The organism is Pseudomonas sp. B21-053 (assembly GCF_026016365.1).
Taxonomy (GTDB): Bacteria; Pseudomonadota; Gammaproteobacteria; order Pseudomonadales; family Pseudomonadaceae; genus Aquipseudomonas; species Aquipseudomonas nunensis.
Genome location: NZ_CP087205.1, coordinates 4074754 through 4087567 on the forward strand (window position 1 = coordinate 4074754; position 12814 = coordinate 4087567).

The following is a 12814-nucleotide window of genomic DNA, read 5'->3' on the forward strand; positions in this document are numbered from 1 at the left end:
TCAGACGGAGTGAGGAATCAGGTGGGCCGGGACTTCGGCCGGTTCACGCGGTGTGGAAGGCTCTTGCCAGTGGCCGGGGCGAATCCCCAACGCCGCGAAGAACGCCGCGCTGTCCTCGGTCAGGGCCGGCCCCACCAGCAACGGCACGCGCAAACGGCTCATGCCCAGCACATCGAGCAAGGGTCGGCGGATCAACCAATGGCCGAGCCAGCGCCGCAACCCATGCGAATCCGCGACCATCGCCCAGCGATACAGGTGATGGCTGAGCGTGCCCGGCAACGGCAAACGTTCCCGGGCCCAGTGTTCGAGGCGTGCATAGGATTCGCGGGTGCCCAGCACCAGCGTCGGCCCGAGTTCGCGGCGGTCGGTGTCGCGGGTGGCCAGGGCTTCGGGAAAGTTCAGGCAGAACCCGGCACTCAGCCAGGGCGCCAGCAGATAACGGGCCTGTCCGCTGGCGGCGAACACTCGGGCGGCCAGCGCTTCTTCATTGGCGCTGAGGTTTTCCCGTGCGATCAATTTGCGCGCGCCCTCCAGCAACTGGCCGTGGCTTAAACGCTGGGGTTGACTGTCATTAACGCGATGAAAAACAAACGCCATGGACGCTGATTCCGTGGCGGGGGCCGGGGGCTCGGCGGTAATGCCTGCCGTCAATTCGGCATACGCGCTCAACCCGGTATCGGTGGCGGCATTCAGGCCGCGTCCGTCGAGGTACATCAGAACCCGAGGCGCGTGATCGGCGCTGCGAACCTGCTGCACGGCATCGAGGGTTTCGGCCAGGACAAACGCTGGATTCAGCGTGGCCAATAGATGCCGGTGATCGAGGTCCGGGTCCAACAGCGTGACACTGCCGCCCAGCCATTGCGCCGCCAGTGCCAGCAACAAGGCTTCGGCCCTGGCCTGGCTAATGATGAGCAAGTCATCGCAGCGACTGAACCCGCGTTGCTGCAAGCCCGCAGCGAGACGACTGACGTCCTGCGCTACATCGCTCCAGCGCCGGACCTGCCAGATCCCTAACTGTTTGTAACGCAGGGCAATCGCCGAACCTCGGGTGGCGGCTTGCAGCAACAAGGCCTGGGGCAGTGTCTGGGTCATGGGGCGATCTCTTCGGGGGCTGACTGCAAACAGCCATTGCAGCCTCCGTGCCAGTCAATAAATGCTTAACTATCAATCAGTTAGTCCATGCCACCGGTTTAGCCCCTTGTATCGCCGAAGCACAGCCTGCCGAATCCCTGTTGCCCCACCAACACTTGAGTCTTGTCGCTGTACCTATAAGAACCAAAAAGAATTAATAAATACAAAATCAGTATTTATCGTTATAAAAATATTCGCGTACTGTCAGCTCATCCCGTCATTCATCACACAGTGAAGTGCCCCATGAATCCGACTGCCAACGTCATCGACTTCGCCAGCTACCGCAAACGCAAACAGGCTCAGCAACGGGCACGGGCCATGTGGGAAATGTACGCACGCAACGCCGGTTTGCAGGCCTTTCAATGGGTGCAAGCAGCCCAGGCTTCCGAGACGCGTCACGCGTGAACGGGCAGCAACCCTCGCGCTTTCTGGCGAGCGCCGACGAACCTGTCGTGGATTTGAATAATCTGGAATCCCAGGAAGAAGACCCGATCTGCGAGCGTGTCGCGCAGAATCTGCAACGCCTGCGCGGCAAGCGGCACCTGTCCCTCGACGCCCTCGCCCGCCAGTGCGGCGTGAGCCGGGCGATGCTGGCGCAGATCGAATCCGGGCGCAGCGTGCCGTCGATCAAAGTCCTGTGCAAAATCGCCAAGGGTTTGAAAGTGTCGGTGGCCGCGTTTCTTGAGCACCGCGCCTTTGAAGGCGTGGCGGTGTTGTCGGCGAGCCAGAGCAAACGCCTGGTCAGTGCCAGCGGTGCGTTTGTCAGCCGGGCGCTGTTTCCGTTCGACGTGGCGCGGCAATCGGAGTTTTACGAATTGCGCTTGAGCCCGTTGGGTGAGGATGTTTCCGAGGGGCATGGCCCCGGCGTCCAGGAAAACTTGGTGGTATCCCAAGGCGTGCTGGAAATCAGCGTCAATGATGAACGCTACCTGCTCTCCACCGGCGACTCGATCCTGTTCTACGCCGACCAGCCCCACCGCTATCGCAACCCGGCAGACAGTGAAGCCGTCGCGTATCTGGTAGTGACCTACCCCGAACGCCTGGACTGAACCCCATCCCCCTGTGGGAGCGGGCTTGCTCGCGAAGGCGATTTTACTTCCAACACATTCGTCAACTGCCAAACCGCTTTCGCGAGCAAGCCCGCTCCCACAGGGGATCTGCTGTGTACGCAAATTTTGTGTAAGACCGTGATCCGTTGTAGGAGCGAGGCTTGCCCGCGAAGGCGGCGTGTCAGACAACTTCAATGCTCAATGAACCACCGCTTTCGCGAGCAAGCTTCGCTCCTACAATTTTGATTTTTGGTGTTTGCGGGCATGAAAAAGCCCCCGCGGCCTGATGCCCTGCGGGGGCTTTTTTATGCTGCCTGGTATCAGCAGGTACAGCACATCAGCGGCATGCCGTTGCAGCTCATCATCATCGGCATGCTGCAGTCGTTCATCATTTTCATCATCAGGGTGCAGCAGTTTTTCATCATGTCCATGTTCATGCCGGCCATCGGCATGATTTTGCACATCATGCAGTCGTCCATCATGGTGCATTCCATGACGCACTTCATCGATGGCATCGGCATGCCCATCATCGGCATTGGCATCATCATGTTCATCATCGGCATGGTCATGGCCGCCTGGGACATGCACATCATGCTCATGTTGCCGCAATGCATCATCATCGGCATGCCGCAGTTCATCATCATCTGCATCATTTCAGCGCTGTTCTTGAACATCGCCATGTCCATGCCAGCAGCCGGCATCATTTTGCACATCATGCCGTCGTCCATCATGTCGCAGGTCATGGTCGCCATCATCATCGGCATGCCCATCATCGGCATCATTGGCATGTTGGCGTTCATCGGCATTTGCATCTGCATGGCGTTCATCATGGTGTTGTTCCCCGAAGGATTGAATAGTTGGACGAAGCTGATGGAGTGGATTCTAAGGATTGGTGACCGGGCGACAAGAGGCTCACAAAACAGCAAAAACGGACGCCGGAGCCGACTTAGTGTCGCGCACGGGACACTTATGACTGCTGTAGCAGCTTATTGATGGTCATGACGGAAAATATGAATACTGCGGCATGTTTTAATCGGTCATGGATATTCGACTGGAAGCTATATAAATAACTGAAAGAAATATTCGTTCTAACCAGCGTCAACTTTTTCCATTCGCACGCTTATTCCGTTAGTTGCCACCAGCCTGACTTTTTAATCTTTTCTAGCCATTAAGCCGCCGCCCTATAATAACCACGCTCTCCAACTCGCTAAATAAGGACGTTCCATGCCTCAACGCCTTTTACTGGCAGCACTGTTCCTGGCGGTCGCCGGGTGTGCCAGCCCGCCACCGGTTTCCGTTCATACCAAAGATCCCGCCAGTTCAACCCTGCAAGGCGACGCCACGCGTCCGGCGCAGGCGCAATGGGTGCGCACCGAGTTGTATTTCTCGGTGGGACCTCTGGAAGGCAAGGAAGGTGTGATCAGCCCCGCGCGCTGGCGCGAGTTTCTCGATCAAGAGGTCACGCCGCGTTTTCCGGACGGCTTCAGCGTGCTCGACGCCTACGGCCAATGGCGTGACCACGGCGCCAAGGAGCCCGAGCGCCTGGGCACCAAAGTCATCGTGATTCTTCACGAAAACGACGCCCGACATGACAAGGACATCGAAGCGATTCGCCTCGCCTGGAAGCGGATTACCGGGGATCTGTCGGTGCTGCGTTTGTCGCAACCGGCGCAGGTCTCTTTCTAAATGACCGCTGAACCGCCACCCACACAGGGTGGCGGCAGCACTTAGAAGCCGTAAGTGGCGCGAGCGTAGTAGTAGGCGCCGTTGGTACCGATCGGCGACAGCACGTCATACGGCAGGTTGCCGCCGTAGTTGATTTCCGACTTGGAGCGCTCCGGGTAGTTGTCGGTCAGGTTGTTGCCGCCCAGGGCGATGTCGAACTTGGGGGTGAATTTGTATTGCACTTCGGCATCCAGTTGCCAGACCGCTCCATAGGTTTGCTCCGGCTGCGAATCGCCGAAATCGAAGACCCGGGTGGTTTCGCCCTGACGGGTGAGGCGCCCGAGCAGGCCCCAGTGCTGACTGACCCAATTCGCGGAAATCATGAAACGATCCTTGGGCGCGGCGTCGGTCAGGGTGTTGCGTTCCTCGACGCCGACCAGCGCGTCGTTGCCGATCCCCAGCGCCGTGAGTTGCGAAGGCGTGCCCTTGGTCTTGGTGACTTTGGTGTGGTTGTAGGTGTAGGCCGTGGTCAATCCCAGCAAGCCTTCGTACAACGGTTGGTGGTAGTTGAGCACCAGTTCGGCACCGTCGGTGCGGGTGTCGGCGGCGTTGGTGAAGAAGTTCACGTCGTGCACGCCGGCCACGCCGAAGTTGTCGTTGATGTACTGCTCCAACGCGTCGCTGCCGATGCGTTGCGACAGGGTCACGCGATCCTTGACGTCGATGCGGAACACGTCGAGGGACGCATCGAAGCGCTCACTCAGTTGCGCGGTCAGGCCGAGGCTGAAGTTTTTCGAGGTTTCCGGATCGAGCTTCTCGGCACCGAGGGCGCGGGCAATCGGGTCGTTGACCGACAGCACCCGAATGTCGGTGAGCGTGCCGCCGTCGCCGAAGTTGCTGGTGGTGTTCTGGAAGCCGATCTGCGCCAGGGATGGCGCACGGAAGTTGTTCGACACCGCGCCGCGCAACGCCCATTGATCAGTCAGGCGATAACGCCCGCTGAGCTTGCCGGTGAGTTTGCTGCCGGCGTCGTCGTAACGCTCCCAGCGTGTGGCGGCATCGACGAACAAACGGTCAGTGAGGTCGCCGGACAACTCGGCATAGGTACCGAACACATTGCGGTCCAGGTCCACCTCTTCACTGGGTCGCAAACCGTTGGCACCGTCCGCGCCAGTACCAATGTAAGAAGCTTCGTCGCCGGCAAAGGTCAGGTAGTTTTCGTAGCGATATTCACCGCCCACGGCCAGCACGAATGGACGTCCGGCGAGGCGCAACTCGCGGGTGAAATCGAGGTTGGCGGTGGTCTGGCGCAACTCGTATTCGCCAGTGTCGAACCGGGTTGGCGAATCGGCACCGAGGGTGACGTTGAGGGTGCGCCGGGTTGCGGAATCGAAGTGGTTGCGGCCGTGGGTGACGCTGCTGTCGAAGTCCCAGTCGTCGCCGATCAGGCCCTTGAAACCGGCGGTGGCGGAGATGTCCTGATTGTCGCCGAGGGATTGCGGCAGGTAACCGTTAGGATAGAACTGCGGCTGCTCGGACGGGTAGCGATAGAACTCGGCGCCGGTTGTGTGGCGTTCGTTGTAAGTGCCGAAGGAATAGGCCTTGCCGCCGGCGAGGGGCAATTCGGAGTTGAACCAGGCGTTGACGTCTCGCGCGATGCCGTCACCCATCACGTAGTTGCGCTGGCCCGGCGTATCGGCGAAACCGTCGAAACCGGCGCGGTTGGTCGGGTCGCGATCTTTGTACTCGGTGCCGCCACGAATAAACCCGCCCTCCTCGCCAAGCCGTGTGCCGATCTTGGCCGTGGTCATGCTGTTCTGGCCGTCGGTGGTGGTCTTGCCGATCGCATCTTGATGGGTGTGGTAGGCGCCGTAAGTAGTGGAGATTTCGCCGCCCTCCGGCGCGTCGTCGAGGATGATATTGATCACCCCGGCAATCGCATCGGAACCGTATTGCGCACCGGCACCGTCGCGCAATACCTCGATGCGCTTGATCGCACTGATCGGAATCGAGTTGAAGTCCACCGGCGCCGTGCCCCGGCCGATCTTCGACGAATCATTGACCAGCGCAGAAGTGTGGCGGCGCTTGCCGTTGACCAGCACCAACACCTGATCGGGGCTCATGCCGCGTAACTGCGCGGCCCGCACATGGTCGGCGCCGCCGGAGTTGGATTGACGCGGAAAACTGAACGACGGCAACAACGTCTGCAACGCCTGGCCGAGTTCGCCGTTACTGGCCCCGGCGGACTTGAGGTCTTCGGCGGTCAGCACGTCCACCGGCACTGGCGAGTCCAGCACCGTGCGCGCGGTGCCACGGGTGCCGGTGACCAGCACGGTTCCCAACCGTGTGTCGTCGTCGGCGCGTGCCGAAGTTTCTTCGGCCTGCACGGGAAGTTGCGTCATTGCTGTGACGACAGTAGCGGCGAGTAATGAACGAGAACGGTGATACATGGAACAGCTCCTTTTATCGCAGCTAATACCCGGCCCCTGCCAACAAAAAGAAGTCGGCAAAAAGTGCACGACAATGTCTGCTGTAGTTTTAGTAATCAGGAAGGCAGCGAAGGCTGTTAAAGCATGTTTTCAAGTGCAACAGCACCCGAGCAGTAGAACCCCAAAGTTAGTACAGGGGCGATGCTAGACGAGGGGATGAAGTTTGGAAAAGAACCAATACTACTTAGGTTATATCGGCAGTAAAACCAACTAACTAACGCAAGTTATATCAAGCCCACCACTCTCCAATGTGGGAGCGGGCTTGCTCGCGAATACGGTGTATCAGGCACTATTAATGTCGACTGATACACCGCCTTCGCGAGCAAGCCCGCTCCCACAGGAAATTTGTGTATTAACTTAGTCCGCAGCAGGAATCCACGAAGTCCGCGCCACATTCGCCGTATCACCAAACGCCGGCAGTTTCTGCGCCAGGTCCCGAACGTTCTTCACATCCAGATCCAACAATTGTTGCCGGGTAATCAAGGTCGGTGGCACCAACACTTTATGTCCCGGATTCTCCCCGGCAATCAGCATCGCCAGGCTGCGCACGCTGATCGCGCCGGCCACTTGCGGGTTGACCGCCGCGGTGGCGGCCCAGGCGCTGTCCGGCTCTTTCATGATCTGGATATCGGCGGTGGAAATATCCGCACTGTAGATTTTCACTTTCTTGCCAAGCCCCGCCTCGTCCACCGCGATTTTCGCGCCTTTGGCGAACTCGTCGAACGGCGCGAAGATCACGCTGATCCCCGGATTGGCGCGCAACACGGCGCTGGCCTGATCCGCGACCGAGTTGGCAATCGGTGGATTGAGCGTACCGAAGCGCGCCTTTTCGATGATCCCCGGATTCGCGGCTTTGACCTGGCTCCAGATCTCGTCGCGGCGCTCCATCGGGGTGAAGCCGCTGATGTAGACGTAACCGGCATCGAAGCGCGTGCCGTTGTCCTTGACCGCTTGATCCAGCGCGAGACGCGCCAGGGCATGGTGATCCTGCTCGACCTGGGTGACTTGCGGGGTGTTCAGGTCGACGTCGAACGCGACGACCTTGATGCCCTTGGCGATGGCCCGGTCAATCGGGCCCTTGAGGGTTTCCGCCAGACCGAGCTGGACGATGATGCCGTCAACCCCGAGGTCGATCGCCTGATCGATCATCTCGCGCTGGCTGGCCGCCTGCTGCCGGGCGTCGAACACGCGCAAGGTTGCGCCCAGGGCTTCGGTCTGTTTCTCGACGCCACGCAAATAGGCTTCGGTGAAATCCCCTGAGAATAGATAACCCACCAGGGCAATTTGCACATTGCCCTTGTCGAACGGCGCCGGAGCCCCCGGCAGTGCCTTGGCCTGGGCATTTAGCGCCAGTGCCGAGAACACGGCGGTGGCCAGGCAATGACGAACAAAAACCTTGAGTGATCCGCGCATACAGCTTCCTTGGTCAAACGTTAAAAGCGGCTCAACGCGCCCGATGCGCGAGGCCGAAAGTGAACATCAGGGCCAGTACCAGCACCAGTCCCTTGACGAAATCCTGGGCGTAATACGGCGCGTTGAGCATGGTCAGGCCATTCAGCAACGTGGCCACCAGCAATGCGCCGACCAGGGTGCCGAAGGCATTCGGCTTCTTGGCTCCGAGCACGGCAAAACCGATCAGCGCCGCACCCAGCGCATCGAGCACCAGGCCATTGCCGGAGCTGACATCGCCACGACCCAAACGCGCCGCCAGCAACAACCCGCCCAACGATGCGAGCACGGCTGAAAGTACGTAGGCCAGCAACTTGAATCGCTGCACCGGCGCGCCCGCCAGACGTGCAGCCTGCTCGTTACCGCCGATGGCGTAGAACAAACGGCCGATGCGCGTGCGCTCCAGAAACAGCCACACCACCAGCGCCACCACAGCGGTGATCAACACCGGGATCGGCACCGTGTCCCATAGCCGCCCGCGACCGAGGGCCAGAAACAACGCACTGAACGTGCCTTCGGCCTCGTCGCCATTGGGCAGGGTCATGCCCACCGCAATCGAGCGCCCGCCGGTTGGAATCAACTGCACGCCGATCACCAGAAACATGCTGCCGAGGGTCGCGAGAATGTCCGGTACCCGCATCTTCACGATCAGCCAGCCGTTGAGCAGTCCCACCAGCGCGCCACCCGCGAGACTGATCAGCACCGCCGGCACCGCGCCCCAACCGAGCACCACCATCACGTAACTGGCGATCATTAAACTCATCGCCGCCACCGCGCCAATCGACAAATCGAGGCCGCCGACCGCCATGGTCAGGGTCACGCCCAACGCCAGCAACGCGACAATCGACACCGACTGCAAGATGCTGAACAGGTTGCCGACCCGCAGGAATGCCGGTTCCGCGAAGCTGAAAAACACCACGATCAGCGCCAGCACCCAGAGCAATCCATAGCGAATCAGCGCTTGCAGCAGACGCTCCCCTGGTGCGGGGGCGGTCGATAACAACGAACTCGAATCAGGCACTCGCTCTACTCCTTGGCGTGGCTTGAACAGGTGAAACTGTGGCCTCGACGCCGGCCAGCGCGGCCACCAGCGTGGCGCGGCTCAGGCCCGCGCGGGGGTATTCGGCGACCACGGCGTGATCGCGCACCAACAGAATCCGGTCGGCGATTTCCAGGGCTTCGTCGACATCAGCGCAGATCACCAGGGTGGCGCGGCCAGCGGCACTGTCGCGCAGCAATTGGCCGATCTCGCGACGGGCGCGCACGTCGACACCCTGGAACGGCTCATCAAGAATTAATACCCGCCCTTCCCCCAACAGCCAGCGGCCCAGCACGACTTTCTGCTGGTTGCCGCCCGACAGAGCACTCATCGGCACGTCGATACCGGCCGTCTTGATCCCGAGTGCCGCGACTTGCGCTTCCACCGCCGCAGCTTCCGCCCGGTTGCGGATAAAACCGCCACGGGTGAAGCGTTCGAGGAACGGTAAGGTCAGGGTGCGGCGCAGGGAGAAATCGGCGATCAACGACTGGCTGGCGCGATCCTCGGCGGCGAAAAACACACCGCTGCGAATCGCGTCCCGTGGTGAGCCCGGTTGCCAATCCACGCCATCCAGTTGCAACGTGCCGGCCGCCGCGTCACGCAGACCAAACAGTACTTCGGCGATCTCGGTTTTGCCGGCACCGAGCAATCCGGTGAGCACCACCACTTCGCTTTCGCACAGGGTCAAATCGAAGGCCTGCTTTTGCGGAGCGATTTTCGCCCCAAGCAAAGACAGGACTTCCCGCCCCGCCGTGCGCGGTTCATAAACATGGGTGTCCAGCGCATGCCCGAGCATGGCCTCGACCGCTTCGGGCAACTGCCGGGCGCTGAATTCGCCGGCCAGTTGCCCGTCACGCAGGACGATGGCGCGGTCGGCGACCCGCTGCAGATCAGACAATCGATGGGAGATGTACAGAATCGCCACCCCGCGACTGCGCAAGGTGTCGATCAAACCGAACAACCGCTGGGCTTCGACATCCGACAAAGCCGCCGTCGGTTCATCGAGTATCAGCAAGCGCGGTTGCAAGGCGAAAGCCCGGGCCAGCACCACCAGCTGCCGTTCAGCCTGGCCGAGACGTTCGATCGGTTGCTCCAATGGCAACTCCAGCCCAAGGCCGGCAGCGATGCTCGCGGCCCGTTCGAACAGGCGCTTGCGGTTGAGCCAGAAGTCCGCGCCGGGCTGGCAGAGCTCATCGAGCAAGAGATTTTCCGCCACGCTCAAACCGGGGGCGATGCCGTCGTTGACCTGCTGATGCACCGCGACAATCCCGACCCGCCGCGCCGAGAGTGGCGAGGCAAAATGCCGGGGCTGACCATCGACCCACAGCTCACCGGAATCGGCGGCCTGACTGCCACCAAGAATCTTCACCAGAGTCGATTTGCCCGCGCCGTTGGCGCCCAGCAGCGCCACCACTTCGGCGGGATAAATTTCCAGGCTGACCCGATCCAGCGCGCGGCTGGCGCCAAAGGTTTTGCTCAGTTCACGCACACGAATCAGTGGCTCGGGCGCCACGGCCAGCGGCCTCATCGACGGTGCGCCAACGAGCGAACCAACCGATCGCCAAGGCTTTGCACGCTCTGCACCAGAATCACCAGCACCACCACCGTGGCGACCATCACCTGGTTATTGAAACGCTGGTAGCCGTAGCGAATCGCCAAGTCACCGAGTCCACCGCCACCGATGACCCCGGCCATGGAAGAAAAGCCGATCAGCATCACCAGCGTCAGCGTGATGCCCGCCAGCAACGCCGGCAGCGCTTCGGGCAACAGCACTTTAAAAATCACATGCCAGATGTCACCGCCCATGGCGAGGATCGCTTCGATGCGGCCCTTATCCACTTCGTCCAGAGCGTTTTCGACGATGCGCGCGAAGAACGGAAAGGCGCCGATGGTGATCGGCACCACGGCGGCGGTGCTGCCCAAAGTCGTGCCGACCACCAGCCGGGTCAGCGGGATCAGGGCAATCAGCATCACCACGAAGGGCAGCGAGCGCCCCAGGTTGACCAGACTGCCCAGGCCTTTGTTGAGTCGCGGCATCGGGAACAAGCCGCCGCTGCGGCTGATGAACAGCAACACGCCGAGCGGCAAGCCGATCAGCAAGGTGAACAAACCCGCCAACAGGACCATGTACAGGGTTTCGCCGGTGGCCGTGAGCACCAGTTGCAAGATTTCGTTCCAGTCGATCACACGGTTCATGAGCGCTCCACCCTGACCCCACGTTGCTTGAGAAACGCCACCACCTGGTTCAATTTCGGCTCATCCGCAGGCTGCCGGAACGCCACGCGCAGGCGCCCCACGCGTCGTCCGCCAATGGACTCGACGCCGCTGGCCAATAAGTCCAGTTCCACGCCGTGTTGCTTGAGTTCGTTAAGTACCGGGGTGGCCAACAGGTTGTCGAAAAAACTCAGGTCGAGGGCATCGCTGCCCAACGGTGTGCTGTAGCCCGGCAGCAGTGAGCGACCAAGGCTGGAATCCGGATTGGCCAGTAATTCGGTAATCGGCCCGGCCTCGACCAATCGGCCGTGGGCCAGCGAAGCAGCGTGATCGCAAATCGATTTGACCACGTCCAGCTCATGGGTGATCAGCACGATGGTCAGGCCCAACTGGCGATTGATGTCGCGCAGCAATTCAAGAATCGAAGCAGTGGTTTCCGGGTCGAGGGCGCTGGTGGCTTCGTCCGACAGCAGATACGCCGGTCGCGCCGCCAAGGCCCGGGCAATGCCCACCCGTTGTTTCTGCCCGCCGGACAGTTGCGAGGGAAACGCCAGGGCCTTGTCGCTCAGGCCCACCAGATCCAGCAATTCCTTGACCCGTGCATGACGCTGCGCTTTACCGACGCGGGCGATTTCCAGCGGTACGGCGATGTTGTCGAACACGTTGCGTGAGTGCAGCAGGTTGAAGCCCTGGAAGATCATGCCGATGCGTTGGCGCTGGCGGCGCAGTTCGATGTCGGACAACGCCGTCAGGTCCTCGCCGTCCAGCAGAATGCGCCCGGCGCTGGGCCGTTCGAGCAGATTGAGGCAACGCAGCAGCGTCGATTTGCCCGCCCCGCTGCGCCCCAGGATCCCGTAGATCGCGCCATCGGGAATGCTCAGCGACACCTGTTCCAGCGCCGGTGCCTGCCCTGCTCCGTAGGTTTTGCTCAACTGCTCGACGACGATCATGGCTTGTTGGCCGCGACGCTCACCGGCACCACCGGGATTACCGAGCCGGCAAAGTTATCGGTGATGAACTTGGCCACTTCCGGCGACGTCAGGTCCTTGGCCAGTTGCTTGATCCGTGGGTCGTCCTGCAATTTTGGCGTGGTCACCAGGATATTCGCGTAAGGGTTGTGCTCGGCCCTCTCCAGCCCCAGCGCATCCTTGGCCGGCGACAGACCGGCCTCCAGCGCGTAGTTACCGTTGATCACTGCCAGGTCCACGTCATCCAGGGCACGCGGGATTTGTGGCGACTCGATTTCGAGGATCTTCAGATGTTTCGGGTTCTCGGCAATGTCCTTGGGCGTTGCCTGATCGGTGGCCGGGTCGTTGAAACCGGCCTTGAGTTTGATCAGGCCGTTGTCCTGCAACAGGTACAAGGCGCGGCTGAGGTTGGTGACGTTATTCGGCACGGCCACGGTGCCTTGTTGCGGGACCTGGGCGAAGGTCTTGTGTCGATGGGAATAGATCCCCAGCGGCTCGATATGCACGGTCGCCGCCACCGCGAGTTTTTCGCCGAGGGCCTGTTCCTGGGACTTCAGGTACGGCAAGTGCTGGAAGTAATTGGCATCGACATCGCCGTGCACCAGCAACTCATTGGAGTTCACGCCGTTGGGGATCTCGATCACCTTGAGGTTCAGTTTTGGGTCGAGCTTTTGCACGAACGCCAGAATCTGCGCGTGGGGCACCGGGTCCGCTGCAACGCGCAATGGCTCCACGGCCAAGGCACTGAAAGAGGTCACCAGAGCCCCGAGCACGGCCAGGGTCAATCCTGTTTTTTTCAACATGTTCGCA

Annotated in this window: 12 protein-coding genes; 3 read left to right on the forward strand and 9 right to left on the reverse strand. The window is 60.8% G+C overall.

Annotated features, from left to right (window positions below):
• Complete coding sequence (locus LOY68_RS18100; protein ID WP_265038886.1) at positions 1-1092, reverse strand: AMP-binding protein; 1092 nt, start codon at positions 1090-1092, stop codon at positions 1-3.
• Positions 1093-1374: 282 nt separating this feature from the next.
• Here LOY68_RS18100 and LOY68_RS18105 point away from each other — a divergent pair, with 282 nt between their 5' ends.
• Together LOY68_RS18105 and LOY68_RS18110 are read left to right on the forward strand one after the other, a co-directional pair.
• The gene (locus LOY68_RS18105; RefSeq protein ID WP_177332730.1) at positions 1375-1536 is read left to right on the forward strand and encodes a hypothetical protein; all 162 of its coding nucleotides are present in this window, start codon (positions 1375-1377) and stop codon (positions 1534-1536) included.
• Positions 1533-2180, forward strand: coding sequence for a helix-turn-helix domain-containing protein (locus LOY68_RS18110; RefSeq protein WP_054050744.1), 648 nt, complete (start codon positions 1533-1535; stop codon positions 2178-2180). The genes LOY68_RS18105 and LOY68_RS18110 overlap by 4 nt, the downstream gene beginning before the upstream one ends.
• A gap of 320 nt (positions 2181-2500) precedes the next feature.
• Here LOY68_RS18110 and LOY68_RS18115 read toward each other — a convergent pair whose 3' ends face one another.
• The gene (locus LOY68_RS18115) at positions 2501-3010 is read right to left on the reverse strand and encodes a hypothetical protein (RefSeq protein ID WP_265038888.1); all 510 of its coding nucleotides are present in this window, start codon (positions 3008-3010) and stop codon (positions 2501-2503) included.
• 394 nt (positions 3011-3404) lie between these two features.
• On the opposite strand from LOY68_RS18115, the gene LOY68_RS18120 reads away from it, so the two are divergent.
• Positions 3405-3866 (forward strand): DUF3574 domain-containing protein, encoded by a 462-nt coding sequence (locus LOY68_RS18120; protein ID WP_054050743.1) that lies wholly within the window; start codon positions 3405-3407, stop codon positions 3864-3866.
• A 41-nt stretch (positions 3867-3907) separates the two neighbouring features.
• On the opposite strand, the gene LOY68_RS18125 is transcribed toward LOY68_RS18120, so the two are convergent.
• The 7 genes from LOY68_RS18125 to LOY68_RS18155 form a co-directional block, all read right to left on the reverse strand.
• The gene (locus LOY68_RS18125) at positions 3908-6295 is read right to left on the reverse strand and encodes a TonB-dependent receptor plug domain-containing protein (protein ID WP_265038890.1); all 2388 of its coding nucleotides are present in this window, start codon (positions 6293-6295) and stop codon (positions 3908-3910) included.
• Positions 6296-6691: 396 nt separating this feature from the next.
• Complete coding sequence (locus LOY68_RS18130) at positions 6692-7747, reverse strand: substrate-binding domain-containing protein (RefSeq protein ID WP_054050736.1); 1056 nt, start codon at positions 7745-7747, stop codon at positions 6692-6694.
• Between the two features lie 31 nt (positions 7748-7778).
• On the reverse strand, positions 7779-8804 hold the full coding sequence (locus tag LOY68_RS18135) for an ABC transporter permease (RefSeq protein WP_054050734.1): 1026 nt from the start codon (positions 8802-8804) through the stop codon (positions 7779-7781).
• Complete coding sequence (locus tag LOY68_RS18140) at positions 8797-10350, reverse strand: sugar ABC transporter ATP-binding protein (RefSeq protein ID WP_265038892.1); 1554 nt, start codon at positions 10348-10350, stop codon at positions 8797-8799. Before LOY68_RS18140 ends, LOY68_RS18135 begins: the two co-directional genes overlap by 8 nt.
• Positions 10347-11018: a methionine ABC transporter permease gene (locus tag LOY68_RS18145; protein ID WP_054050731.1), complete on the reverse strand. Its 672-nt coding sequence runs from the start codon at positions 11016-11018 to the stop codon at positions 10347-10349. The genes LOY68_RS18140 and LOY68_RS18145 overlap by 4 nt, the downstream gene beginning before the upstream one ends.
• Positions 11015-11986: a methionine ABC transporter ATP-binding protein gene (locus LOY68_RS18150; protein ID WP_265038894.1), complete on the reverse strand. Its 972-nt coding sequence runs from the start codon at positions 11984-11986 to the stop codon at positions 11015-11017. Before LOY68_RS18150 ends, LOY68_RS18145 begins: the two co-directional genes overlap by 4 nt.
• A complete protein-coding gene (locus LOY68_RS18155) occupies positions 11983-12807 on the reverse strand; it encodes a MetQ/NlpA family ABC transporter substrate-binding protein (protein ID WP_265038895.1) in 825 nt (274 codons plus the stop codon). Before LOY68_RS18155 ends, LOY68_RS18150 begins: the two co-directional genes overlap by 4 nt.
• Positions 12808-12814: the final 7 nt, after the last annotated feature.

What these genes read in the sequence shown, in the direction of transcription:
- LOY68_RS18100 (WP_265038886.1), bottom strand. Translation starts at nt 1,092, where the DNA reads ATGACCCAGACACTGCCCCAGGCCTTGTTGCTGCAAGCCGCCACCCGA.
- LOY68_RS18130 (WP_054050736.1), bottom strand. Translation starts at nt 7,747, where the DNA reads ATGCGCGGATCACTCAAGGTTTTTGTTCGTCATTGCCTGGCCACCGCC.
- LOY68_RS18155 (WP_265038895.1), bottom strand. Translation starts at nt 12,807, where the DNA reads ATGTTGAAAAAAACAGGATTGACCCTGGCCGTGCTCGGGGCTCTGGTG.
- LOY68_RS18105 (WP_177332730.1), top strand. Translation starts at nt 1,375, where the DNA reads ATGAATCCGACTGCCAACGTCATCGACTTCGCCAGCTACCGCAAACGC.
- LOY68_RS18120 (WP_054050743.1), top strand. Translation starts at nt 3,405, where the DNA reads ATGCCTCAACGCCTTTTACTGGCAGCACTGTTCCTGGCGGTCGCCGGG.
- LOY68_RS18125 (WP_265038890.1), bottom strand. Translation starts at nt 6,295, where the DNA reads ATGTATCACCGTTCTCGTTCATTACTCGCCGCTACTGTCGTCACAGCA.
- LOY68_RS18145 (WP_054050731.1), bottom strand. Translation starts at nt 11,018, where the DNA reads ATGAACCGTGTGATCGACTGGAACGAAATCTTGCAACTGGTGCTCACG.
- LOY68_RS18140 (WP_265038892.1), bottom strand. Translation starts at nt 10,350, where the DNA reads ATGAGGCCGCTGGCCGTGGCGCCCGAGCCACTGATTCGTGTGCGTGAA.
- LOY68_RS18150 (WP_265038894.1), bottom strand. Translation starts at nt 11,986, where the DNA reads ATGATCGTCGTCGAGCAGTTGAGCAAAACCTACGGAGCAGGGCAGGCA.
- LOY68_RS18115 (WP_265038888.1), bottom strand. Translation starts at nt 3,010, where the DNA reads ATGATGAACGCCATGCAGATGCAAATGCCGATGAACGCCAACATGCCA.